At 51.2% G+C, this 24828-nt stretch carries 26 protein-coding genes; 14 read left to right on the top strand and 12 right to left on the bottom strand.

Translation table 11 applies throughout. From position 1 onward, the window contains the following. The 3 genes from rfaC to LBW88_RS23915 are packed head-to-tail and all read left to right on the top strand — an operon-like array spanning position 1 to position 3007. Positions 1 to 963: a lipopolysaccharide heptosyltransferase RfaC gene (gene rfaC, locus LBW88_RS23925; protein WP_224935014.1), complete on the top strand. Its 963-nt coding sequence runs from the start codon at positions 1 to 3 to the stop codon at positions 961 to 963. Next, positions 964 to 1872, top strand: a complete 909-nt coding sequence (locus tag LBW88_RS23920; protein ID WP_224935012.1) for a sugar glycosyltransferase — start codon at positions 964 to 966, stop codon at positions 1870 to 1872. Beyond that, on the top strand, positions 1850 to 3007 hold the full coding sequence (locus tag LBW88_RS23915; RefSeq protein ID WP_224935010.1) for an O-antigen ligase family protein: 1158 nt from the start codon (positions 1850 to 1852) through the stop codon (positions 3005 to 3007). The genes LBW88_RS23920 and LBW88_RS23915 overlap by 23 nt, the downstream gene beginning before the upstream one ends. A gap of 49 nt (positions 3008 to 3056) precedes the next feature. On the opposite strand, the gene LBW88_RS23910 is transcribed toward LBW88_RS23915, so the two are convergent. The 3 genes from LBW88_RS23910 to envC all read right to left on the bottom strand — a co-directional run bounded on the left by LBW88_RS23910 (position 3057) and on the right by envC (position 6460). Then, a complete protein-coding gene (locus tag LBW88_RS23910; RefSeq protein ID WP_224935009.1) occupies positions 3057 to 4130 on the bottom strand; it encodes a glycosyltransferase family 9 protein in 1074 nt (357 codons plus the stop codon). A gap of 125 nt (positions 4131 to 4255) precedes the next feature. Next, complete coding sequence (locus LBW88_RS23905) at positions 4256 to 5155, bottom strand: divergent polysaccharide deacetylase family protein (protein WP_224935131.1); 900 nt, start codon at positions 5153 to 5155, stop codon at positions 4256 to 4258. 3 nt (positions 5156 to 5158) lie between these two features. Continuing rightward, positions 5159 to 6460, bottom strand: a complete 1302-nt coding sequence (gene envC, locus LBW88_RS23900; protein WP_224935007.1) for a murein hydrolase activator EnvC — start codon at positions 6458 to 6460, stop codon at positions 5159 to 5161. 249 nt (positions 6461 to 6709) lie between these two features. Between envC and LBW88_RS23895 the strand changes: the two genes are divergently transcribed. The 5 genes from LBW88_RS23895 (at position 6710) to cysE (ending at position 9819) form a co-directional block, all read left to right on the top strand. Further along, entirely contained in the window at positions 6710 to 7141 is a 432-nt protein-coding gene (locus LBW88_RS23895) for a rhodanese-like domain-containing protein (RefSeq protein WP_034823789.1), read from the top strand. A gap of 17 nt (positions 7142 to 7158) precedes the next feature. Continuing rightward, on the top strand, positions 7159 to 7413 hold the full coding sequence (gene grxC / locus LBW88_RS23890) for a glutaredoxin 3 (RefSeq protein WP_224935005.1): 255 nt from the start codon (positions 7159 to 7161) through the stop codon (positions 7411 to 7413). Between the two features lie 39 nt (positions 7414 to 7452). Beyond that, complete coding sequence (gene secB, locus LBW88_RS23885; RefSeq protein ID WP_224935003.1) at positions 7453 to 7917, top strand: protein-export chaperone SecB; 465 nt, start codon at positions 7453 to 7455, stop codon at positions 7915 to 7917. Then, positions 7917 to 8936 (top strand): NAD(P)H-dependent glycerol-3-phosphate dehydrogenase, encoded by a 1020-nt coding sequence (gene gpsA / locus LBW88_RS23880; protein ID WP_224935001.1) that lies wholly within the window; start codon positions 7917 to 7919, stop codon positions 8934 to 8936. Before secB ends, gpsA begins: the two co-directional genes overlap by 1 nt. A gap of 67 nt (positions 8937 to 9003) precedes the next feature. Then, positions 9004 to 9819: a serine O-acetyltransferase gene (gene cysE / locus LBW88_RS23875; RefSeq protein WP_100702003.1), complete on the top strand. Its 816-nt coding sequence runs from the start codon at positions 9004 to 9006 to the stop codon at positions 9817 to 9819. Here the strand turns inward: cysE and trmL are convergent. The 3 genes from trmL to cpxR are packed head-to-tail and all read right to left on the bottom strand — an operon-like array spanning position 9816 to position 12396. Next, positions 9816 to 10289: a tRNA (uridine(34)/cytosine(34)/5-carboxymethylaminomethyluridine(34)-2'-O)-methyltransferase TrmL gene (gene trmL / locus LBW88_RS23870; protein WP_224934999.1), complete on the bottom strand. Its 474-nt coding sequence runs from the start codon at positions 10287 to 10289 to the stop codon at positions 9816 to 9818. The two genes, cysE and trmL, sit on opposite strands and share 4 nt — an antisense overlap. A gap of 35 nt (positions 10290 to 10324) precedes the next feature. Next, positions 10325 to 11701: an envelope stress sensor histidine kinase CpxA gene (cpxA, locus tag LBW88_RS23865; RefSeq protein ID WP_224934997.1), complete on the bottom strand. Its 1377-nt coding sequence runs from the start codon at positions 11699 to 11701 to the stop codon at positions 10325 to 10327. Then, a complete protein-coding gene (cpxR, locus tag LBW88_RS23860; protein ID WP_007885339.1) occupies positions 11698 to 12396 on the bottom strand; it encodes an envelope stress response regulator transcription factor CpxR in 699 nt (232 codons plus the stop codon). The genes cpxA and cpxR overlap by 4 nt, the downstream gene beginning before the upstream one ends. Positions 12397 to 12545: 149 nt before the next feature. Here cpxR and cpxP point away from each other — a divergent pair, with 149 nt between their 5' ends. The 5 genes from cpxP to LBW88_RS23835 all read left to right on the top strand — a co-directional run bounded on the left by cpxP (position 12546) and on the right by LBW88_RS23835 (position 17356). Continuing rightward, positions 12546 to 13058, top strand: a complete 513-nt coding sequence (gene cpxP, locus LBW88_RS23855) for a cell-envelope stress modulator CpxP (protein ID WP_224934995.1) — start codon at positions 12546 to 12548, stop codon at positions 13056 to 13058. Positions 13059 to 13258: 200 nt separating this feature from the next. Then, entirely contained in the window at positions 13259 to 14161 is a 903-nt protein-coding gene (fieF, locus tag LBW88_RS23850) for a CDF family cation-efflux transporter FieF (protein ID WP_224934993.1), read from the top strand. Between the two features lie 207 nt (positions 14162 to 14368). Continuing rightward, complete coding sequence (pfkA, locus tag LBW88_RS23845; protein WP_100701998.1) at positions 14369 to 15331, top strand: 6-phosphofructokinase; 963 nt, start codon at positions 14369 to 14371, stop codon at positions 15329 to 15331. A gap of 146 nt (positions 15332 to 15477) precedes the next feature. Next, complete coding sequence (locus LBW88_RS23840; RefSeq protein WP_224934990.1) at positions 15478 to 16467, top strand: sulfate ABC transporter substrate-binding protein; 990 nt, start codon at positions 15478 to 15480, stop codon at positions 16465 to 16467. Positions 16468 to 16597: 130 nt separating this feature from the next. Further along, a complete protein-coding gene (locus LBW88_RS23835) occupies positions 16598 to 17356 on the top strand; it encodes a CDP-diacylglycerol diphosphatase (RefSeq protein WP_224934988.1) in 759 nt (252 codons plus the stop codon). Between the two features lie 163 nt (positions 17357 to 17519). Here the strand turns inward: LBW88_RS23835 and tpiA are convergent, their stop codons facing one another. The 3 genes from tpiA to fpr form a co-directional block, all read right to left on the bottom strand. Beyond that, positions 17520 to 18287, bottom strand: a complete 768-nt coding sequence (gene tpiA, locus LBW88_RS23830) for a triose-phosphate isomerase (RefSeq protein WP_224934986.1) — start codon at positions 18285 to 18287, stop codon at positions 17520 to 17522. Positions 18288 to 18407: 120 nt separating this feature from the next. Beyond that, positions 18408 to 18998: a YiiQ family protein gene (locus LBW88_RS23825; protein ID WP_224934984.1), complete on the bottom strand. Its 591-nt coding sequence runs from the start codon at positions 18996 to 18998 to the stop codon at positions 18408 to 18410. A gap of 106 nt (positions 18999 to 19104) precedes the next feature. Then, complete coding sequence (gene fpr, locus LBW88_RS23820) at positions 19105 to 19851, bottom strand: ferredoxin--NADP(+) reductase (RefSeq protein ID WP_224934982.1); 747 nt, start codon at positions 19849 to 19851, stop codon at positions 19105 to 19107. Positions 19852 to 20141: 290 nt separating this feature from the next. On the opposite strand from fpr, the gene emrD reads away from it, so the two are divergent. After that, positions 20142 to 21338, top strand: coding sequence for a multidrug efflux MFS transporter EmrD (gene emrD / locus LBW88_RS23815; protein ID WP_224934980.1), 1197 nt, complete (start codon positions 20142 to 20144; stop codon positions 21336 to 21338). Here emrD and glpX read toward each other — a convergent pair. The 3 genes from glpX to LBW88_RS23800 all read right to left on the bottom strand — a co-directional run bounded on the left by glpX (position 21328) and on the right by LBW88_RS23800 (position 24824). Next, entirely contained in the window at positions 21328 to 22338 is a 1011-nt protein-coding gene (gene glpX, locus LBW88_RS23810; protein WP_224934978.1) for a class II fructose-bisphosphatase, read from the bottom strand. The genes emrD and glpX overlap by 11 nt on opposite strands. A gap of 96 nt (positions 22339 to 22434) precedes the next feature. After that, positions 22435 to 23946: a glycerol kinase GlpK gene (gene glpK / locus LBW88_RS23805; protein ID WP_224934976.1), complete on the bottom strand. Its 1512-nt coding sequence runs from the start codon at positions 23944 to 23946 to the stop codon at positions 22435 to 22437. A 29-nt stretch (positions 23947 to 23975) separates the two neighbouring features. Next, a complete protein-coding gene (locus LBW88_RS23800) occupies positions 23976 to 24824 on the bottom strand; it encodes an MIP/aquaporin family protein (protein WP_224934974.1) in 849 nt (282 codons plus the stop codon). Between the last annotated feature and the right edge of the window lie 4 nt (positions 24825 to 24828).

Below are 24828 nucleotides of genomic sequence, written 5' to 3'. Positions count from 1 at the left end.
ATGCACGTTTTGATTGTAAAAACCTCCTCCATGGGGGACGTGCTGCACACGTTACCGGCGCTCACAGATGCGATGCAGGCTATTCCCGGCATCCGTTTTGATTGGGCCGTCGAAGAGAATTTTGCTCAGATCCCCAGTTGGCATCCGGCTGTGGATAAAGTTTTGCCGGTAGCGATTCGTCGCTGGCGTAAACATTGGTTTGGTAGCCAGCAGCGTGAAGAGCGCGTTCTATTTAAACGCGACCTGCAATCGCGCCAGTATGATGTGGTGATCGATGCGCAAGGGTTAATCAAAAGCGCCGCGCTGGTGACGCGCCTGGCTAAAGGCGTAAAGCATGGACAAGACAGTCGCAGCGCGCGGGAACCCTTCGCCAGCTGGTGGTATGACAAACGCCATGAAATCAACAAACAGCAACATGCGGTAGAACGTACACGTGAGTTATTTGCTAAAAGCCTGGGTTACGCGAAACCGGAGACCCAGGGTGATTATGCGATTGCCGGCCATTTCCTCTCCGCGCTGCCCAGCGATGCAAATGAGTATTTGGTATTTCTGCATGCCACCACGCGCGATAACAAGCATTGGCCTGAGTCACACTGGCGCGAACTGATTGAACTGGTGCAGCCTACCGGCCTGCGGGTGAAACTGCCGTGGGGCGCCGAGCATGAGCATCAGCGTGCATTAAGAATGGCTGAAGGTTTTGACCACGTAGAGGTCCTGCCAAAATTAACCCTGGAGCAGGTGGCACAGCAATTGGCGGGCGCGCGCGCTGTTGTTTCAGTCGATACCGGTTTGAGTCATCTGACCGCCGCGCTGGATCGCCCGAATATAACGCTGTTTGGCCCGACCGATCCGGGTTTGATTGGGGGTTATGGTAAGAATCAGCATGAGTTGCGCGGTGCGGGTGGCTCGATGCAGACTATATCCGCCGTGTGCGTAATGGAAAAATTACGGGAATTGCTCTGAATGGGATCAATACATAAACAAATCTATCGTTATACCCATGAACGAGCTTATCGGCACAATGAAAATTTTTGGCCTCATATTACGATTCAACGTGGGCAAGAAGACCATATTGAACGGCTGGTCTGGCGAAAAAATGAAATAAAAATTGAAAAATTAAATTCATTACATAAAGCCGTTGTCAATGATATTACAATATTAGCTACCGGTCCATCAGTCAATTATCTGGATTTTGAATTACTTTCAAAAACTACATTTATTGGTGTTAATGGGGCTTATCACCTACGAGATAAAGTAGCATTTTCATATTATGTTATTGTAGACCGCGGTTTTGTTGAAAAACGTTTTGATATAGTCGGAAAGGTACTGAACGACCCTGAATTGACTCTTTTTACAACAGTTCATTGCCTCAATGATATGTTGAATTACGTAGACGTTCATAAGATAAAATGTCGATTGGCTATTATTGAAGATCTTAGTTATAAAGTATATAGAAAATATGTAGCACCGGCTGAATATGCTCTAAATTTCAATGATAACCAAGGGCTGTCAATATATCCAACTAATCCATTATCAGGCTTCTCATGGGATATCCGGAAGGGAATTTTTGACGCAGGAACAGTGGCCTATTGGGCTTTGCAAATAGCTGTATGGCTCAGTTCAAATCGGATACTGTTAGCAGGGGTTGATATGAATAATTTTTCATCCCCGCGTTTTTATGAAAATGAAAATAATAAGCAGAAAAGCTTTTTAGAGGAAAATTTTACTCATGTGATAAGACCCGCGTTCTTGAATGCTAGCAGCGAACTTAACCATGCAGGAATAAAAGTTTACAATTTGTCCATGGATAGTGGACTGACTGAGGAAGTTTTCGAGAAGGCGACGCCAGATGTCATTTTTAAAAAAAAGTGAAAGTTTAGAAGTTATTTCATCTGTTTCTTTTATGGCATTTTTACTTCTTATGACCATATTTACAGGTGTTGGAAAAGTAAGCAATTTATTTCATCTGTCAATTGCAACGATGATGATGTTTTGGTTTATCCAGCGAAAAAAATTTAGTTTTCCCGAGTCGTATCCCTGGAAGTCGATGGGAGTTGTTGCACTATTCCTCATTTATTACAGTGTTACAAACTTATGGACAAATGTTCCGATAAATATTGTATCAACCTTAAAACATACTGTTTACCTTCTGTTTTTTGTGTACATGTTTGATTTCTGTATAAAGCGTTATGGATCATTAAAGGTCTATAGTTTTATTTTTTCAGGGTGTTTTATTGTTCTTATTTTGACATTCATGTTAGTAGACAAGAACACTATAATGACTAATAGACTAGAAAACGGTTTTTTTGGCGCACCTAAGAATGTCATCGATCTTGGTGGGTACTTTGCTCTTGGGATTTTAAGTGCATTGATTATTGCCCGTGAGTCGGGCAGGCATTGGATTTATCTGCCTGCATCATTGTTATTTATTGGCTTGGTTTTGACGCAAAGTCGAGGCCCGTTATTAGCTTTACTGGTGTCTCTTGTTGTTTTGCTTGCTAAATATAAACATGTTCATCTTCGACATGTTATTTATATTTTAATTTCAATTGCTACAATTTCTCTGTTTTTCTACTTTACCGATTATGGCAGTGAGTTTTACGAACGGATTGTCTCTTCTTATGCGCAGAGCTTTATCAGATTTGGAATTTGGCATCATGCGATTTCAGATGCACTTGTTCATCCCTATTTCGGTTGGGGGTTTGATAAGCAACTGACATTTGTAAATAGTATCGGTCAACATGTCATCACTACCCACAGTATTTATATATCAGCTTTCTTAAAAGGTGGTGTGGTGGGTGTATTATTTATGTTTTCACTCATCATGGCAGGCTTATATCAAGCCTATAAAAAATATCATCAAGGCATGGGGCTTGAAGCTTCGATTTATCTATTCTCCCTTATGTTTTTTGTTACTCAGGGGATGTTTGTAATTGGCGGGCCTGGAGAAACGTGGGTATTGTTCTGGTTGCCATTAGCAATAGTCTTTTCATCCCGTAAGGCTTAGATAAAAATCACTACCAGACAATTTGCTGTCTGGTAGTATGATTTTAGATTCAAATAATTTTGATTATCGCGTCATAAACCTGCTCAACGCTTATTTTTCTTAATGGATAATGTGGATCATCGTTAGGTTCGGGTTCAATTCTGATAGTCTGATGAATGTGCAAATCTTGATAAGGTCCTGTATGTCTTGGATTAGCACTAACATAAAGACTTACTGTCGGAGTTTCTGCAGTGATAGCAATATGCAGTGGCCCGGTGTCACCCGTAATCAATACATCAAGATTTTTAATTATCTGTAAGAGTTCAGGTAAACGAGTTTTACCAATGTAAGACTCAACTCTTGAGTGGTATTCTTTTTTCAGTAACTCGTAGAACGATTTTTCAATAGCCCCATCCTGGGGGGCGCCAGTTAATATTATCTTTGCATCTTTGTGATTATCTAAAATACGCTCTGCTAATTGCGTAAAGTGTTTAACTGGCCAGCAACGGTTTTTTCCAGATGCCCCCATTTGAAAGCCGATTACAGGTCGATAGTTTTCGCGCGCTATAGAGTTAACTGGAATGGGGAATTGCATCTTGATATCTGAGGCATCACATCCGAGAATACTAATCAGATCAAGTTTACGTTGAATGATGTGAACATCCGTCGCCGATGAGTAATGATCTAACCAGTGATTAAAAACAGTTTTGTCACTTCTGAAGTTATCTCTGATTATATATTTTGATCCAGATAGACGCGCGCACAGGATGTCATAACCCAAAGTAGAGTGTAGTAATACCGTCATATCAGGTTTAAATTTTCTCATTCTCCTAATCACGCGATGGGAATGTACTATTTTATTATCCCATATGACTACTTCATCAAACCATTCACTTTTTTGTACCAATTCACGGTTTTTATCACTTGATACCAACATGATTTTTGCATCAGGGAAACGTCGTTTTATTGAGTTAATGGCTGGCGTATTGAATAACAAATCACCGAGAGCGGTGGTTGAAAAAATTACAATGCGTGAGAACTCCAGGTTTGAATTCAGTGGAGTTTTATCTTTATCAATTTGGCTCAATCTGGCGTGGATGCTGAGCACTTTGTTGATGGCTTTTATTTTCCAGATCTTTTTCATTGCAATGGGTTACCTTTAGAAACTGACGGTTTGACACCATGCGTTTAGAATAATTTCGTTATGATATCGAAAAAATGCGGACCTTTTAAGGTCCGTATTTTTTATCATGCAATTATCTTCAATGCTTAGAAAAGCCTTCTCAAACCCTTGATCGTAGAACTTTCTTGAATGCTATCAATGAATACATTAACGGCTCTGCTCTGCGGCACAGGCGGCAATGCTTTACCGGCCTTACACACTCCCGGAGCACGGAACTTCGGCGCCGGAGATTTATCGGATGTCGGCGGAGTTTTACCCTGATGCACAGGCTCATTCAGCAACTGACTCGGACGGACGAGCGTAATATCGCCCGGCAGTGATGGCAGCATCTGTTGCAGCACACGAACGGTGGTGGGGTGCGGATGGCCAATCGCAATGGCATAACCGTCGCGCTGGGCCAGTTTCACCGCTCGCGTAAACTGTTCACGGATGGCAGATTCATTCTGGCTGTCATCAAGAAATACGCGACGTTTCAGCACTTTAACATGCGTACCCTGTGCCGCCGGAATGGACTGGCTATTGCCGATCGTCATGCTATCGAGAAAGTAGTAATTATACTGATTCAGCACCTGCATCACTTTCTGCATGCCGGGCAGGCTGGACGTCATTTTGCTGCCCATATGGTTGTTCAACCCCACAGCGAAGGGCACTTTACCGGAGGCATCCCGAACGATGCGTGCGATCTCTTCGCTGCTCATCTCTGGGGTTAAGGTATCTTTTTCCAGCGGTTGCTTACTGAGCGGTGCCATTGGCAAGTGAATTAACACCTCATGGCCGCCCTGATGCGCTTTGGTTGCCATCTCGCGAGCATGAGGCGCATTTGGCAGCACAGCGACCGAAATCGCGGCGGGCATTTGCAGCACTTTATTCTCTTCAACCGGACGATAACCGAAGTCATCGATCACAATTGAGAGTTTGCCTGCCTGAGCCGAAAGTGTGAAAAACAGTGCGCAGAGCGCGATTGAGAGCTTTTGAGGCTGAAACAACACTTATCTTCCTAACCACGGTAGTGGATTGACGGCCTGTCCCTGACGTCGGATTTCAAAGTAGAGCGAAGGCGTGCCGCGGCCGCCACTGGTACCTACAAGGGCGATAGGCTGTCCTGCCTTCACCTGAGTACCGACGCTCACCAGCGCACTTTGGTTGTAGCCATAAAGACTCATGTCGCCTTTACCATGTTCCAATACCACAACCAGACCGTAGCCTTGCAGCCAGTCGGCCATTAGTACGCGTCCATCGGCGATGGCTTTCACTTCGGTGCCTTCTGGTGCATCAATCACCAGACCTTTCCAGCGCAGTTCACCTTGCATGGATTCACCGAAGCGGTGTTCAATACGTCCGTTCACCGGCCATACAGCTTGCCCACCCGGCTTGCCGAGGCCACCGGTACGTGCCATCAACTCACGTTCGCTTTGTGTGGGTTGATAACTTGATCCTTTGGCTTTCGCCTGTGCCTGACGCTGGCGAACTTTTTCCGCCTCACGTGCTTCGCGCTCAGCACGCTCACGCGCCTCACGCTCGGCTTTAGCAATTTTATCCTGCAGGCGGCTTTCGTTTTCCCGCATCTCAACCAAATCGGCCTGATCTTTCTCCAGTGAGCTTTCCAGTACCGTCAGGGTTTTCTTACGTGCCGCACTGGCGGTTTCCAGTTTGGCCTGCTGCGACTGCTGCTGGGCTAACAGGGATTTTTGTTGTTCCTGTTTACCTTGCAACGCCTGACGCTGCTCAGCCAGCTGCTGCTGAGTTTGTTTGAGATCATCGATGTTTTTCTGACGTGCAGCATTAAGATAGCCGAAATAGGCAAGAATGCGCTCACTGCGCTGGGCTTCTTCCCCGCCCAGCAGTAGCTGCAATCCATTATGCTGACCTTGTCGGAAGGCCGCATCCAATTGCTGAGCCAGCAGTTTTTCCTGCTGCGCCTGCTGTTTTTCCAGACGAGAGATCGAGGTGGTAATTTGCGTGATTTCGCCGTTGAGTGCGGTCAAGCTGTTGCGCGTTTCCCGTAATTGTCGGCTGGCTTGCGCAATCACTTTTTCCTGGCTTTGCAGTTGATCGAGAAGCTTGCTGCGCTGTAATTTCTGCGCTTTAACGCTTTTCTCTTTATCAGCAATATCCTGCTGGATGGACTTGAGCTGGGTTTTGCTGTCATCCGCGCTGTGTGCATAAACGGGCAATAGCAGCACGCCCGCGCAGAGCAAGCTCAGGGAGATTTCGGACCAGCGAAATGACAACGGATGCGCTGGGCCGTTGTAACGGGTCCTTGTGTGTGTAACGGTCGCTTTTCCCTTCATAGTCGATAATTATTCCACGATGAACAGCCGCTTACCAGTTATCCCGGGCGGGTTTTGCTTTACGAAAGATGTCGGTGCCGAGCTTACCGGCGTAAACCTTGACTCAATTTTGCGATTAGAACACTTTTTTTGGAAAATGACGCACAAATCGTAACTCTGCCCGCTTCGCGACTGTACATGCTAAGTGGCGCAGGTATACTCAGAACCCTTGTTTTAGCTTATTAGCCCGGTCTGGAGTCGTTACCCCTCATGCAAGAAATTATGCAGTTTGCAAGCAATCACACCATCCTTAGTCTGGCATGGGTTGTTTTACTCGTTCTGGTGATTGTGACCACCGTTAAAGGAATGTTCTCTAAGGTAAAAACGATCAGCCGTGGCGAAGCAACCCACCTGATTAACAAAGAGGATGCGGTGGTTGTAGACGTGCGTTCGCGCGATGATTATCGCAAAGGACACATTTCAGGTGCGGTGAACATTGCAGCGGCTGATATTAAAAAAGGTAGCTTTGCCGAACTGGAAAAGCATAAGTCGCAGCCCATAATTGTGGTATGCGCCACCGGCCAGAGTGCGGGTGAATCAGCCGCTAAATTGAGCGCTGAAGGTTTTGAAAAAGTCTCCGTGCTGAAAGATGGCGTGAGTGGCTGGAGTGGTGAGAATCTGCCACTGGTACGCGGTAAATAATTCTCAGAGGTAACTGCATGGCTAATGTTGAGATTTACACCAAAGTTACATGCCCTTATTGCCACCGGGCAAAAGCGTTATTGGATCAGAAAGGCGTATCGTTCCAGGAGATTCCCATTGATGGGAACACGGCGAAACGGGAAGAGATGATTCAGCGTAGCGGCCGTACGACAGTTCCACAGATTTTTATTGATGCACAGCACATTGGCGGCTGTGACGATCTTTACGCGCTGGATGGGCGTCAGGGACTGGATCCCTTACTCCAGGCATAATTTTTCGGTCAGACAATTTAACTCACAGGATTTAGTAACATGTCAGAACATACCACTAACGAAATGCAGTTCCAGATTCAACGTGTGTACACCAAAGACGTTTCCTATGAAGCGCCAAACGCACCTCAGGTTTTCCAGAAAGAGTGGGAACCGGAAGTCAAACTGGATCTGGACACCGCTTCATCTCAGCTGGCTGATGAAGTTTATGAAGTTGTTCTGCGCGTTACCGTGACAGCAACCGTTGGCGAAGACACTGCATTCCTATGCGAAGTTCAGCAGGCGGGTATCTTCACTATCGGTGGTATCGAAGGCACGCAGATGGCGCATTGCCTCGGTGCATACTGCCCGAACATTCTGTTCCCGTATGCACGTGAATGCATCACCAGCCTCGTGTCTCGTGGTACTTTCCCGCAGCTCAATCTGGCGCCAGTTAACTTTGATGCCCTGTTCATGAACTATCTGCAGCAGCAAGGTGAAGGCGAAGCGCCACGTCAGGATGCCTGATGACTACACTTAACGCTTCGATTAGCGTCATCGGTGCCGGCTCGTACGGCACCGCATTGGCCATTACGCTGGCCCGTAACGGCCATCCAGTTCTGCTCTGGGGCCACAATCCGCAAAGCGTGGCGCAGCTCCAGGCTGACCGATGTAATGCCGCTTTCCTACCTGATGTACCTTTCCCTGACAATCTTGTTCCTGAAGCCGATTTGGCAACAGTGGTGAGTGCCAGCCGCGATCTGTTGGTGGTGGTGCCAAGCCACGTGTTTGGTGATGTTCTCACCCAACTGAAGCCGCATCTGCGTGCAGACTCACGTATTGTCTGGGCAACCAAAGGTCTGGAAAAAGAGACTGGTCGTCTTTTACAGGATGTTGCGCGTGAAATCCTCGGCGATCAAATCCCATTAGCCGTGGTTTCCGGCCCAACCTTCGCGAAAGAGCTTGCAGCGGGCATGCCCACAGCGATAGCGCTGGCTGCCACTGATGCACAGTTCGCTGAAGATCTGCAGCAAAAACTGCACTGTGGTAAAAGCTTCCGCGTTTATAACAATCCGGACTTCATCGGTGTGCAACTGGGTGGTGCGGTGAAAAACGTGATTGCGATTGGTGCCGGCATTTCCGATGGTATTGGTTTTGGTGCCAACGCACGCACTGCCTTAATCACCCGTGGATTAACAGAGATGAGTCGCCTGGGTGCTGCACTGGGCGCCGACCCGACCACCTTTATGGGCATGGCGGGGCTAGGCGATTTAGTGCTGACCTGTACCGATAATCAATCCCGCAATCGTCGTTTTGGCATGATGCTGGGACAAGGCGAGAGCGTTGATGAGGCGCAACGCATTATCGGACAAGTTGTAGAAGGTTACCGAAACACCAAAGAAGTCAAAGCATTGGCTGCACGAGTGGGTGTTGAAATGCCGATAACCGAGCAGATTTATCAGGTACTGTATTGCGAAAAATCGGCGCGAGAGGCAGCATTGAGTTTACTTGGTCGTTCAAGGAAGGACGAAAACAGCCAAAGCTGAAGCAGGATGCTCAGCTAAATCACCTGCAGCGCCTCTCAGGCGCTTTTTTTATCGGGAGCACAGAGCAATGTCGTCAGAAGAGTTAGAACTGGTCTGGAACAACATCAAAGCTGAAGCCAGAGCGCTGGCTGATTGTGAACCCATGCTGGCCAGTTTTTATCACGCGACTTTGCTCAAGCACGAAAATCTTGGCAGCGCACTGAGCTATATGCTGGCGAACAAACTCGCCAATCCGATTATGCCGGCCATTGCGGTACGTGAAATCGTTGAGGAAGCCTATCGCGAAGATCCAGAGATGATTGTCTCTGCGGCCTACGATATTCAGGCGGTGCGCCTGCGCGATCCGGCTGTCGATAAATACTCAACCCCATTGCTGTACCTGAAAGGCTTCCACGCGCTGCAGGCTTATCGCATCGGCCACTGGTTGTGGAAAGAGGGCCGCCGTGCGCTGGCTGTCTACCTGCAGAATGAAGTCTCCGTCTCCTTCGCCGTGGATATCCACCCCGCTGCACGTATTGGTCGCGGCATCATGCTTGACCATGCCACAGGCATCGTGATCGGTGAAACGGCAGTGATTGAAAACGACGTATCGATTCTGCAATCGGTCACGCTGGGCGGGACCGGTAAAACCAGCGGCGATCGCCATCCGAAAATCCGCGAAGGGGTGATGATTGGCGCGGGTGCTAAAATTCTGGGCAATATCGAAGTGGGACGCGGCGCGAAAATTGGCGCCGGTTCAGTGGTATTACAGCCTGTGCCACCGCATACCACGGCCGCAGGCGTTCCAGCTCGTATCGTCGGTAAGCCAACCAGCGACAAACCGTCGATGGATATGGATCAGCATTTCACCGGCGCCGGCTTCGAATACGGCGACGGAATCTAGCTTTTAATCAGCGCGCCAGCATAATCAAGCTGGCGCCACGCTTCGTACACCACAACTGATACCGCATTCGAGAGATTCATACTGCGACTTTCTGCCATCATCGGGATGCGGATCTTCTGCTCCGCAGGTAATGCATTGAGTATCTCTGCCGGCAGGCCACGACTCTCGGGGCCAAATATCAAATAATCCCCTTTCAGATAGCTCACAGCACTATGGGCAGGCGTGCCTTTGGTGGTGAGTGCAAACAGACGCTGTGGCGCTTCAGACTCGATAAACGCGGCGTAACTGGCGTGTTTTTTTAGCGAGGTGTATTCGTGGTAATCGAGCCCGGCGCGGCGCAGACGCTTGTCATCCCAGGCAAAGCCCAGCGGCTCAATCAGATGCAACTGGAAGCCAGTATTCGCACACAAGCGGATGATATTGCCAGTATTTGGCGGGATTTCAGGTTCAAATAAAACGATGTTCAGCATAAGGCCCCCGGAAACGAGGGCCGAAGCATAGCAAATTATTGACGAGCGGAGTACAGCGGCAACCATAGCGTGAGCCGCAGACCGCCTAATGGGCTGTCATCGGCTTTCACCCAACCGCGATGCTGCTGTACGGCCGTTTCCACAATCGCCAATCCAAGACCTGTGCCACCAGACTCGCGGTCGCGTGCTTCATCAGTGCGATAAAAGGGACGGAAAATCTGCTCGCGATCTTCAGCGCTGACGCCTGGACCATCATCATCAACGTGAACAGTAATGCCCTGAATATCCACCGAGAAGCTCACGCTGATATGCGTGTGAGAATAACGCAGCGCATTTCGCACGATGTTTTCCAGCGCGCTCTCCAGGGCATGCGGGTTACCGTACAGAGGCCATGGGCCAGGAGGATAAGGCACGTCCATGGTTTTACCCATCTGCTCGGCCTCGAATTTGGCATCTTCCAGTACACCATTCCAAAGCTGGTTGGCTTTCATGGCTTCACTGACTAATGCATTTTTATGCTGAGTACGTGAAAGCACCAGCAAGTCGTTAATCATGCCATCAAGCCGCTGAGCTTCCATTTCAATACGCTGCAGCTCTTTGCCTTCGCCATTGCGTCGACGCAGCAAGGCGGTGGCCAATTGCAGACGCGTCAGTGGTGTGCGTAATTCATGACTAATGTCCGACAAAAGACGCTGCTGTGCGGTCATCATGCGTTCAAGCGCGCTCACCATCTGGTTGAAACTTGAACCTGCTGCAAGGAATTCCTGTGGGCCAGATTCCAGTTCAGGATGCTGGCGCAAGTTACCGCTCGCCACTTCATCAGCAGCATGTTTAAGCTTGCGAGCTGGACGAGCCAGACTCCACGCCAGCCATAACAGCAGCGGCGAGCTAATCAACATGGTGACAATCAACAGCAACAACGGACGGTCAAATAGCAGATTAACAAAATCAAGTTGTGAACTGGTGGCGGGGCGGATCAAGTAGAGCTGGTAGTTATCTTCACCGTCCTGCACGGCAAAGGGGCCCACCATCTCCACACGACCATACTTTTTCTTCTGCGGATGATCGGCGTTATCAGACTGACCGATAAAGTTACGAATCACCTGCATTTCATTATGCTGTGCACCGATCACCCGGCCTTCGCTGGTCACTAATAACAAGCGTTGGCCGGGTGGGGCCCATTTGTCGATGGCGCGAAACAGCCGGCGCCACCACATCAGGTCGTTGGGGGGATCTTGCGATAATTCAGCTTCAACGTGCTGTTCAATCATGGTGCCCTGCCGCTGCTCACTTTCCAGTAATGCTGTCATCTGGCGTGAGTCGAGTTTGGGCACCATCAAAACCAGCATCAACACCAGTGCCAGGGTGAGCCAGAAAATGGCGAAGATGCGGGTGGTCAAACTTCCAATCATGATGCCGAAACCATCAGATAGCCGCGTCCGCGCAGAGTTTTAAACCACGGGTGGCCATCGCGACGTTCCGGCAATTTACGGCGCAGGTTTGAAATGTGCATATCAATCGCGCGGTCAAACGGTGTCAGGCGTTTGCCGAGCACTTCCTGGCTCAAGTGTTCACGCGAAACCACCTGACCCAGATGCTGTGCCAGCAAATAGAGCAGAGTGAATTCGGTGCCCGTCAGATCCAACGTTTCGCTATCGAAGCTGGCTTCCTGACGGCCTGGGTTAAGGCGCAGACAATCCACTTCCAGCGTTGGTGAACTGTTGTCATGCTGCTGTTGCTGTTCGCTCCAGTTTGAACGGCGCAAAATTGCCCGAATACGCGCGACCAGTTCACGATCATTAAAAGGTTTTGGCAGATAGTCATCCGCGCCCAGCTCCAGGCCGAGAACACGATCTAACTCACTACCACGAGCGGTCAGCATAATGACCGGCGTTTGATGCTGCTGTCGTAGTTCTTTCAACGTATCAATACCGTTCTTCTTCGGCATCATGACGTCGAGTAATAACAAGTCAACGGTGTTATCCAACAGGTTAAGCGCCTGCTCGCCATCGCTGGCGACAATCACTTCAAAACCTTCCATCTCAAGCAGTTCTTTTAGCAGCGAAGTTAATTCGCGGTCGTCATCAACCAACAGGATTTTATTCATTTTTTGTTGCCCTCCGCAGGCAAAATACCGTGTTCCTTGACTTGCAATCCAACGCTTTACGTAGTTTTACACCCCCTGACGGATGTTTGCAGCTATCGCCGTACACTAGTCCTCGTTGAATCGAAAACGGAACGAACTGGGAGTAAACGATGCGCTACTTAACCGCCGTCGTCATTGCCTCAGCGATGGTTCTCAGTCACGCCAGCGCAGAAGCAGCAGACACGACGACGATTGACGAGATGCATCATAACGGCGGATTGACGACAGGCAGTATGACGCAAAATCCGCAAAGCCACATGTTCGATGGCATTGAGCTGACTGAACAACAGCGGCAACAGATGCGAGACCTGATGCAGCAAGCACGACATGAGCGCCCGGTTATGAGCGTTCAGGATATTGAAACTATGCATGACCTTGTCATTGCAGACAAATTTAACGAATCGGCTATCCGACAGCAGGCAGAGAAACAAGCCCGTACGCAGATAGAACTGCAAGTTGAGATGGCTCGGGTTCGCAACCAGATGTATCACCTGCTAACGCCTGCACAGCAAGCGACATTGCAGAAGAATTATGAGCGGCGACTTAACGATATGCGTCAGCTCTCCGGATTGCAGCCATCATCACCGCTGCATGCAGTGAGTAGTACCAGCAGTAACCAGTAACATAGTATCCCTGTTTTCCTTGCCATAGACACCATCCCTGTCTTCCCCCGCATGATGCGGGGGTTTTTTTTATCTGCCAATCCTGTGCTGCATCATCACCTTAATATTCAATTCACGCAGCTTACGCCTGCCGATGATAAACTTTAGCCATTCTGTGACTAACGGCGTTGCGCTAAGCGGACGCTTCTATGAGGCATGGCATGGATCCCTCCTACGCGAAACTCGTCAACCGTGCGGCACTGGCGGCAACGACGCTGGCGACATTACTGTTGATCGTGAAGATTTTTGCCTGGTGGCTGACCGGCTCAGTCAGTATGTTGGCCGCCCTGGTCGATTCGCTGGTGGATATCGCCGCATCGCTCACCAACTTACTGGTGGTGCGCTATTCACTCCAGCCTGCGGATGCTGATCACACCTTCGGCCACGGTAAAGCGGAGTCGCTCGCCGCACTGGCGCAAAGTATGTTTATTTCCGGCTCAGCACTGTTTTTATTCCTCACCGGTATCCAGCATCTGGCCTCACCCAATATATTGCGTGCGCCGCTGGTAGGTATTGTCGTTACCGTGGTCGCGCTTTTTTCCACCCTGCTGCTGGTGTCATTTCAGCGCTGGGTGGTTCGCAGGACACGCAGCCAGGCAATCCGCGCAGATATGCTGCACTATCAATCTGACGTGGTGATGAACTGCGCGATCCTGGTGGCATTGGTATTAAGCAGCTATGGTTTTGTCCGGGCAGATGCACTCTTTGCGCTGGGGATTGGGGTGTACATCCTTTATAACGCCTTGCGCATGGGTTACGAAGCGGTGCAATCCTTGCTGGACCGTGCATTACCGGAAGAAGAGAAGCAGGCGATTATCGATTTGGTCAGCGATTGGCCAGGCGTGCGCGGAGCCCATGCACTGCGTACGCGTCAGTCCGGGCCAACCCGTTTTATTCAGCTTCATCTGGAAATGGATGACCATTTGCCGCTGGTGCAGGCGCATCAGGTAGCGGATCAGATTGAGCAAGCGCTTCGGCTTAAGTTTCCCGGTTCGGACGTTATCATCCATCAGGATCCCTGTTCGGTGGTGCCGGAAAATCAGCAAGGTTTTTTTCAGTTTTAGCGTTTAAATATCATGGTGTTGCGTTGTAAAAATGACGTAACGCTAACAACTCTGTAAAAAAATAGCGAAAACTTGTCTGACCTGAATCAATTCAGCATCAAGCCTTTGATATACTATCTGCAACTATTAAGCCGCACGATCGTGAGCGGGTTTACACCGGTCGGCAGGCAGGAATAATCCTTAGTTTTGAACAATCCAGAGGTTGTCATGATCAAAAAAATCGGAGTACTGACCAGCGGCGGTGACGCCCCAGGCATGAACGCAGCCATCCGCGGAGTTGTCCGTTCCGCGCTGAGTGAAGGCCTTGAAGTTTTTGGTATCTACGACGGCTATCTGGGATTGTATGAAGACCGTATGATCAACCTCGACCGTTACAGCGTGTCTGACATGATCAACCGCGGCGGCACTTTCCTTGGTTCTGCGCGCTTCCCGGATTTCCGTAACGAAGAAGTTCGCCAGATTGCCATCGAAAACATGAAGAAGCGCGGTATTGATGCGCTAGTGGTTATTGGCGGTGATGGTTCTTATATGGGTGCTAAGCGCCTGACCGAAATGGGCTTCCCGTGCATCGGTCTGCCAGGCACCATCGATAACGACGTTGCCGGTACCGATTACACCATCGGTTACTTCACTGCACTGGAAACCGTGGTTGAAGCGATTGACCGTCTGCGCGATACCTCTTCTTCGCATCAGCGCATCTCCATCGTGGAAGTGATGGGGCGTTACTGCGGTGATTTGACTCTTGCTGCTTCTATCGCCGGTGGTTGTGAATTCATCGTGCTGCCGGAAATTCCTTATACCCGTGAAGAACTGGTCGAAGAGATCAAAGCCGGTATCGCGAAAGGTAAAAAACACGCCATTGTGGCCATCACAGAACACATCTGTGATATCGACGATTTGGCGCATTACATCGAAGCAGAAACCAAACGCGAAACGCGTGCCACTGTCCTCGGTCATATTCAGCGTGGCGGTGCGCCATGTGCTTACGACCGTATTCTGGCTTCGCGCATGGGTGCCTACTCCATCGAACTGCTGTTGCAGGGCTACGGCGGTCGTTGTGTCGGGATTCAGAATGAGAAGATGGTGCATCACGACATCGTCGACGCCATTGAGAACATGAAGCGTCCGTTTAAACGCGACTGGCTGGATACCGCGAAAAAACTTTACTAATCAATCTGCATCAAGGCGCGAGATCATCCGCGCCTTTTTTATTCCTGCCTATATTCTCTCCAGTTATAAACACTGATTTTTAATTCTTTAATCTATGGATTGGTTTATGTCAGTCTTGTTCTATAACGACCTCGGGAGAGCAAGCAATGAACAAGTGGAGTATTGGTGTCACCCTGTTACTGGCTTCCACCAGTGTTTTGGCAAAGGATATCCAGCTGTTAAACGTTTCTTACGATCCAACGCGTGAGCTGTATGAGCAATACAACAAAGCGTTCAGCGCACACTACAAGCAGGAAACGGGCGATAACGTAGTCATTCGCCAGTCCCATGGCGGTTCAGGTAAGCAGGCGACCTCTGTGATCAACGGCATTCGTGCTGATGTTGTGACCCTGGCGCTGCAGTCTGACGTGGATGCAATTGCTGACCGTGGTCGTATTGATAAAAACTGGATTAAACGTCTGCCAGATAACTCTGCACCTTACACTTCCACCATCGTGTTCCTGGTTCGTAAGGGCAACCCGAAGGGTATCCATGATTGGAATGATTTGATTAAACCTGGCGTATCGGTGATCACGCCGAATCCGAAAACCTCAGGTGGCGCACGCTGGAACTATCTGGCCGCATGGGGCTGGGCACTGGATCAGAACAACGGCGACCAGGCCAAAGCGCTTGCGTATGTGAAGGCGCTGTTCAAGAACGTAGAAGTGCAGGATTCGGGTGCACGTGGCGCCACCAACACCTTCGTAGAGCGTGGTATTGGTGATGTGCTGATTGCCTGGGAAAACGAAGCGTATCTGGCGGTGAACAAGCTGGGTAAAGACAAGTTTGAAATCGTCACGCCAAGCGAATCGATTCTGGCGGAACCTACCGTATCCGTGGTCGATAAAGTCGTAGATGAGCAGGGCACACGTAAAGTCGCCGAAGATTATCTGAAGTATCTCTACTCGCCAGAAGGCCAGACGATTGCAGCGGAAAACTTCTATCGTCCGCGCGATCCTGAAGTGGCGAAGAAGTTCGCCAGCACCTTTGCGGCGGTGAAACTGTTCACTATCGACAGCAAGTTCGGTGGCTGGACACAAGCGCAAAAAGCGCACTTCGCCGATGGTGGTAGCTACGACCAGGTGATGAAGCCTTAATCTCACCGTCATTAAAATGAAACGGTCAGCCTTGTGCTGGCCGTTTTGCATTGTAGAGCAGTAAAAGTCCGTGACTTTGCCCAGGCGGCAGGCGAGGATGCTGGCAGGTGATGAACAGAGGAATTCGGCCATGCAGGGAAGTCGTCGCACCCTGAAGTTGCTAACCGTTTTACTGCTGGTGCTGATTGTCGGACTGATTATCAGCGCCTTCCACTTCCAGAAAAACTCCAATGCGCTGTGGCAGATCATCAGTGAAAAGTGCGTGCCCAATCTTGCGAAGAGCGGCAATCCCGCCCCTTGCCAGCAGGTGAATACGTCACAGGGCTATGTCACGTTGAAAGATCTTAACGGGCCTTTGCAGTATTTGCTGATGCCAATTGAGAAAATCACCGGCATGGAAAGCCCGATAATCCTTGAACCTACCACGCCCAATCTGTTTGCCGATGCCTGGCAGCAACGTAGTCTGTTAGAGAAAAAACGTGGTACACCGATTGCTGACAGCGCTTTGTCGCTGGCGATTAATGCGCAATATGGTCGCACGCAGAATCAGCTCCATATCCACATATCTTGTCTTCGACCCGATGTGCGCCAGCGGCTTGATGCGTTGAGCCCTGGGCTAAATGAACAGTGGCAGCCAGCCACGCTGCGCAAACATCGCTATTTGATTCGTACACTGTCGACGGCTGAACTGGCGCAGCAAAGTGCCTTTATCCGTCTGGCGACTGAAGTGCCTGATGCGCGCAGCGAGATGGGGAAATATGGGATGGCGCTGACGGCATTGCCGGATGGGCGTTTAGCACTGCTGGCGCTGGAGCGTAATTGGTTGATGCTAAACAGTGGTTCTGCTGAGGAGTTGCAGGATCATCAATGCCAGATTTTGAACCATTAATCATGGCTTCCAATATAAAGCTTCAATGAAACGTATAAGCACGCTGGGTGTGTTTCCAGAACTGTTTCATCACATCTTACTCAGTATGAGTTACATGTCTCAGTACGGATCTCTGACAATAAAAAAGGCGGCTTATCAGCCGCCTTATCCCACGCCGAAAAACTTAGGCGTTTTTCGCTGCTGCAGCTGCTTTCACGATCACCGCGAACGCATCGGCTTTCAGTGAAGCACCGCCAACCAGCGCGCCATCGATGTCAGGCTGAGTGAACAGCTCTGCGGCATTTTTGTCGTTAACAGAACCGCCGTACTGAATGATGACTTGCTGAGCAATCGCCGCATCTTTCTTCGCGATATGATCACGAATGAATTTATGCACGGCCTGTGCCTGCGCAGGTGTCGCTGATTTGCCGGTACCGATTGCCCAGACTGGCTCATAAGCAATAACCACGCCTTCGAACGCGGCAGCACCCTGAGTTTCCAGCACGGCGTCGATCTGGCGTGCGCACACTTCTTCAGTTTTGCCCGCTTCGTTCTCTGCATCGGTTTCACCGATGCACAGCACTGGCACCAGGCCAGCGGCTTTCAGCACAGCAAATTTCTTAGCGATGAACTCGTCGCTTTCGTTGTGGTAGGTACGACGCTCAGAATGGCCGATGATGATGTATTTCGCGCCAACGTCTTTCAGCATTTCTGCGGAGGTTTCACCGGTGAACGCACCAGACAGGTTAACGTCTACGTTCTGCGCGCCCAGGGCAATGTGGCTGCCGGAGACGGCGTGTTTTGCCAGGTCAAGATAGATAGTTGGTGGAGCGATTGCTACGCCACAACCTTCAACACCAGACAGCTCTTTGCGCAGACCTTCAATCAGCTCGCCTGCCATGTGCTTGCTGCCATTCAGTTTCCAGTTACCCATAACCAGTGGATGTCGCATTCTTTCCTCCGCATAACGCGATTCATGAAATAGCGCTGCCATCGGGCAGCGATGTCTGCCAAACAGTATAGAGATCAAACGAGTCGCTGGCTTTGCTTTTCGTCATTTTTGCCGCTGTGATCAAGGGGTCGCAAGCGCCAGTTTTATTGGCTCGACCGCGAAGGTTAATCCCTTGTCACCGTTGTCCGCGACCACGAAACGCAAAGCGCCTTCCGTACTGGCAAAATAGCGTGCGCCTTTGCCCGCGCTGAGCAGCGCATCCAGCTTTTTCCGCCCATCTGCAGGCGACAAGCCCGGGACGAAAAATCGCAGTAATGCTGTCATATAATCCATCGCGCGTGCTTGTGCAGTTTTCATATCCGGGCCGGGAACCGGCAGCCAGGTAATTTGCAGCGTCTTGATTTTCCCGGTGCCCTGTTCCAGCGCAGTAGAAGCATAAAGCGTTTCGTTGATCTTGCTGGCAGCGCGCGTCAGGTTGCTTTTATCGTCTCGATTATCTATCGCGCGATACTCCAGCAACGGCAGGTCTGGATTCGTCGCGTTGTACTTCTCGCGGAATTGCGCGATGGTCATATCAAAGGTGGGCGCACCCGCCAGCAAATAGGGTGCAGCAGGCAGATGATCGCTGCGATCCTGCGAAGGTGCATCCTCCGCCCAGGCGGGAAATGTCAGTGCGAGGCTAAACAGCAGCGCGACTGGCAGGTTCTTCATTGCTTCGGCCCTAAATCATTCACTTAGCCCACGATTAGAACGGTTTTTACCGATCAATGTCAAAACCCGCACTGGGAAAAGTCTGACATTCTTCACAGCATACGTATTACCAGTAATGCTCGCTTGTCATGTGCCCGGGTTTGCGTTTGAAATGTTTACGCATCTCACGCGTATCTTTCAGCAATTGCTGGGTATCACGCACCATTTGCGGGTTGCCACACAGCATCACGTGGCTGGTGTCAGCGGTCATCGGCAAACCCACTGCACGTTCAAGCTCACCGCTCTCTATCAGCTGCGGAACACGACCGTGTAGTGAACCGGCGATCTGTTCGCGACTCACCACCGTCTGGATATGTAATTTGCCCTGATAACGCTGTTGCAGCTGCTGCATTAACGGCAGGAAGCTCAGGTCATCGGCGAAACGTGCCGCATGCACCAGCACAATGTTATCGAACCTATCTAAATCTTCGCCCTGTTGCAGAATCGATAAATAAGGACCGATCGCCGTGCCGGTAGCCAGCATCCACAGCGTGCTGCAGTCGGGAATTTCATCAAGTACAAAGAAACCGGCGGCTTCTTTGGTTACCATCACCTGATCGCCGGGCTGCAATGCCTGCAAACGTGGGCTGAGTTTACCCTCAGGCACCGTGACCAGATAGAACTCCAGTAAGGGATCGTGCGGTGCATTCACATACGAATAGGCGCGTTGCACGCGCTCACCATCAATTTCCAGCGCCAGTTTGGCAAACTGCCCGGCGGTAAAGGTATCAATCGGCGCGGTAACGCGCAGGCTGAACAGTGCATCGGTCCAGTTTTTCACTTCTTTCACTTCCGCATTGATCCACTCTGCCATGGTCGCTCCTTTTTGTTGATTATTCAGGCATGTGATTATCATCGCCAGCCATCCAACAGATTTCCAGTCCTGCGATGGGTAAAGGGCTCTCAGCGACAAATGGTGCGCACTCCCTATCAACTGTAGCGGTCGGGTTACGACCCGGTACGTAATCTTGACACCCCCGACGCACTCGCTTTGCGCTCGCCTCTCGATTTGTCACTGAATCCTGATATTTTTGCCGCCATAAATCCCCGGCAGCCTTTTTTAGTGCTGCTTTTATTTTGTTTCTCAGGCAGACATTTTGTTCCATGTTGACGAATAAAACGCAAAACCGCTTCCTGTTATTCATGCTGATCGTGCTGGTGGCGGTCGGGCAGATGGCGCAAACCATTTATGTGCCGGCGATGACAGACATGGCGGAAGCACTCAATGTGCGCAGTGGCTCCATGCAGCAGGTGATGGCCGCTTATCTGATGACCTATGGCGGATCGCAGCTGATCTACGGTCCGCTGTCGGACAGTTTTGGTCGCCGTCCGGTGATCCTTATCGGTATGTCGATCTTTGCCGTGGGGGCAGTGATCGCTATGTTCGCGCCATCACTGCATATTTTGGTACTGGGCACTGCGGTACAGGGTTTGGGTACTGGTGTCGCGGGTGTTATGGCTCGCACTATGCCGCGCGATCTCTATTCCGGTATCGCCTTGCGTCAGGCCAATAGCCTGCTGAATATGGGGATTCTGGTGAGCCCGCTGCTGGCACCGGTAATAGGTGCACTGCTGACCCATCTGTTTGGCTGGCACGCCTGTTTTGCTTTTCTGCTACTGCTGTGTGTGGGCGTGACCGCTTCGATGGCACGCTGGCTGCCGGAAACGCGCCCGGTGGATACGCCCGTTACGCCGTTCCTGCGTCGTTATGCCACCTTGCTGAGCGACGGCAATTTTGTGCGTTATCTCTTCCTGCTGATAGGCGCACTGGCGGGTATTGCGGTATTTGAAGCCAGCTGTGGCGTGCTGATGGGCGGCGTGCTTGGTCTGGATGGTTTGACCGTCAGCATCCTGTTTATCTTGCCGATTCCTGCAGCGTTCTTTGGTGCGTGGTTTGCCGGGCGTGAGCAGAAATCCTGGCATACGCTGATGTGGTACGGCGTGAACAGCTGCTTGCTGGCGGGTCTGCTGATGTGGATTCCGGCATGGTTCAGCGTGATGAATATCTGGACGTTGCTGGTGCCTGCCGCGCTATTCTTCTTTGGTGCTGGCATGCTGTTCCCACTGGCGACGTCCGGCGCGATGGAGCCGTATGCATGGTTAGCGGGAAGTGCGGGTGCACTGATTGGTGGCATACAGAATTTGGGTTCTGGCGTAATTGCCTGGCTGTCGGCGCTGATGCCGCAGCACGATCAGTCGAGCCTTGGCATGCTGATGTTTGTCACGTCACTGGTGATGCTGCTGTGCTGGTGGCCGCTCTCACGTCATCCCGAGAGCGGCAAGCAGGCGATTACAGGATAAACTGATGCAGCGCCGCGTCTTTACGATCCAGATAGTGGATCGACTGGATGCGGCGAATGGTGCGTGATTTACCGCGTACCAGCAGGGTTTCGCTGGTGGCGATGTTGCCTTTGCGCGTAATGCCTTTCAGCAGGTCACCGGTAGTGATGCCGGTGGCGGCGAAGATCACGTTGTCGTTACGCGCCATCTCTTCCAGCTTCAGGATTTCCCCGGCCTTAATGCCCATCTCAGCGCAGCGTTGCAGCTCCTGCTCGCCCAGGCGACGGTTCTCTTCGCTGTCACCTTTGACGTGGTGACGTGCCAATAGGCGCGCCTGCATGTCGCCATCCATCGCGCGGATCACTGCTGCTGACACCACGCCTTCTGGCGCACCGCCGATGCCGTAAAGCACATCCACTTCGCTGTCAGGCATGCAGGTCAAAATCGAGGCGGCCACGTCACCATCCGGGAAGGAAAATACGCGCACGCCGAGCTGCTGAAGCTGAGCAATTACCGCATCGTGACGCGGTTTAGCCAGAATCGACACGGTCAACTGGCTGAGCGGTTTATCCAGGGCGATGGCGATGTTTTTCAGGTTGGCTTCAAGCGGTATGTTGAGATCGATGGCACCGCGTGCGCCCGGCCCGACAATCAGTTTTTCCATGTACATATCAGGTGCGTGCAGGAAGCTGCCTTTATCGCCCACGGCTAATACTGCCAGTGCGTTGGCCTGGCCCATCGCCGTCATGCGCGTGCCTTCAATAGGATCCACGGCAATATCCACCGCATCACCACGGCCGGTACCGACTTTTTCACCGATATAGAGCATCGGCGCTTCGTCGATCTCACCTTCGCCAATCACAATCTGACCGTCGATATCGATGGTATTGAGCATAATGCGCATAGCGTGGACGGCTGCGCCGTCGGCGGCATTTTTATCGCCGCGTCCTAACCAGTGATAGCCCGCTAACGCAGCGGCTTCGGTCACACGGGAAAATTCAATCGCGAGTTCTCGTTTCATGGTTGCACCTGATAAAAAACAGGCAGGCAGTGTAGCACGGAGGGGGAAAGTAGGGCGGGGAGAAAACCCGCGGCAGGGAGCCGCGGGTCTGAAGTATTACTCTGCGTCTTCCCATGCCTGAGCACGCGCCACCGCTTTTTTCCAGCCTGCGTAACGCACGTTACGCTCGGTGGTTTCAATGCTTGGACGGAACTCACGCTCAATCACGGCTTTAGCACGCACCTCTTCCAGATCGCTCCAGAAGCCCACGGCTAAACCAGCAAGGTAAGCTGCGCCCAGCGCCGTGACTTCACGCACTTCCGGACGCTCAACGCGCGTACCGAGAATGTCTGACTGGAACTGCATCAGGAAGTTGTTGGCGACTGCACCGCCATCCACGCGCAGGGATTGCAGACGGGTGCCCGCATCGTTCTGCATCGCTTCCAGTACGTCACGCGTCTGGTAAGCAATCGACTCCAGGGTGGCGCGGATGATGTGGTTAGCGTTAGCACCACGGGTCAGGCCGAAAATAGCACCACGCGCATACGGATCCCAGTAAGGCGCACCCAGACCGGTAAACGCAGGCACCATGTAGACGCCATTGGAGTCTTTCACTTTCAGCGCGAAGTATTCAGAGTCGGTTGAATCATTGATCAACTTCATCTCGTCACGCAGCCACTGAATGGATGCACCGCCGATAAACACCGCGCCTTCCAGTGCGTAGTTCACTTCGCCACGCGGGCCGCAGGCGATGGTGGTCAGCAGGCCGTGCGTAGAGGTCACAGCTTCGGTGCCGGTGTTCATCAACATGAAGCAGCCGGTGCCGTAAGTGTTTTTCGCCATACCCGGTTGTACGCACAGCTGGCCATACAGCGCCGCCTGCTGATCACCCGCAATACCGGCGATCGGAATACGCGTACCGCCTTTACCACCAATGTTGGTCTGGCCGTAAATTTCAGAAGAGCCTTTCACTTCCGGCAGCATTTCGCGCGGAATATCAAGGATCTCCAGCATGCGCTGATCCCACTCCAGTTTGTGGATGTTATACATCATGGTGCGAGAGGCGTTGGTGTGGTCGGTGATGTGCACACGCCCTTGCGTCATTTTCCACACCAGCCAGGTATCAACGGTACCGAACAGCAGCTCGCCACGTTTTGCACGCTCGCGCGCACCCTCAACGTTGTCGAGGATCCACTTCACTTTGGTACCTGAGAAGTACGGGTTAATCACCAGACCGGTGGTGTGCTGGATGTACTCTTCCAGACCCTCTTTCTTCAACTTGTTACAGTAGTCCGCCGTACGTGGATCCTGCCAGACGATGGCGTTGTAGATCGGCTTACCGGTCTCTTTATCCCATACGATGGCGGTTTCACGCTGGTTGGTGATACCAATCGCGGCAATCTCATCAGAACGGATGTCAGCATGGGCCAGTACTTCGACCAGCGTTGAGCTTTGTGACGCCCAGATATCCATTGGGTCATGTTCTACCCAGCCCGCTTTCGGGTAGATCTGGGTGAATTCGCGCTGCGAGACGGCGACGATGTTCGCGTCATGATCGAGTACCACAGCACGTGAGCTGGTCGTGCCCTGATCGAGCGCGAGAATGTATTTTTTATCAGTCGTAGTCATTTTATTTTCCTGATGATTAACGATGAAACTTACGCTTTACGCTGCTCAGCGCGTGCGACCGGTTTTTCTGTTTTGCTGGCTTCCGCCACGTTGGCCGGCAGATTACGGCCAATCAATGAACGGTAACCAAAGGCTCCGAGGCAAGCACCCACCAGTGGGCCAAAAATCGGAACCAGGAAATAAGGAATATCTTTGCCACCGGTAAACGCCACCTCACCCCAACCTGCGATGAAGGCAAACAGTTTAGGACCAAAGTCACGCGCCGGGTTGAGTGCGAAGCCGGTGAGCGGGCCCATCGAACCACCGATCACGGCAACCAGCAGACCAATCAACAGCGGAGCCAGTGGACCACGTGGTACACCGTTGCCGTCATCGGTCAGCGCCATGATCACCGCCATCAATACCGCCGTAATCACCATCTCAACCAGGAATGCCTGACCGACACTGATGTGTGGGTTTGGATAGGTAGAGAAGATGCCGGCCAAATCGAGGCTCTGAACGCTGCCACGCACCATCTGATGGCTTGCTTCGAAATCAAAGAACAAATTGTAGTAGAGACCATAAACCAGCGCCGCCGCACAGAAGGCACCGGCAACCTGCGCCAGGATGTACGGCAGAACTTTGCGACCTTCAAAGTTAGCAAACAGGCACAGCGCGACTGTTACCGCTGGATTCAAATGCGCGCCGGATACGCCAGCACTGAGATACACCGCCATGGAGACGGCGAGACCCCAGATAATACAGATTTCCCACTGTCCGAATGCAGCACCGGCCAGTTTAAGCGCAGCCACACAGCCTGCACCAAAAAAGATGATCAAACCGGTGCCGAGAAACTCGGCGATGCACTGACCTTTTAGTGTGTTCGTTGTCTGACTCATAATG

The sequence above is a fragment of the Pantoea sp. alder81 genome, from assembly GCF_020179835.1.
Classification (GTDB): Bacteria; Pseudomonadota; Gammaproteobacteria; order Enterobacterales; family Enterobacteriaceae; genus Pantoea.
The sequence above is the reverse complement of the archived record's forward strand: the minus strand, read 5'-3'. Positions and strand labels throughout refer to the sequence as shown.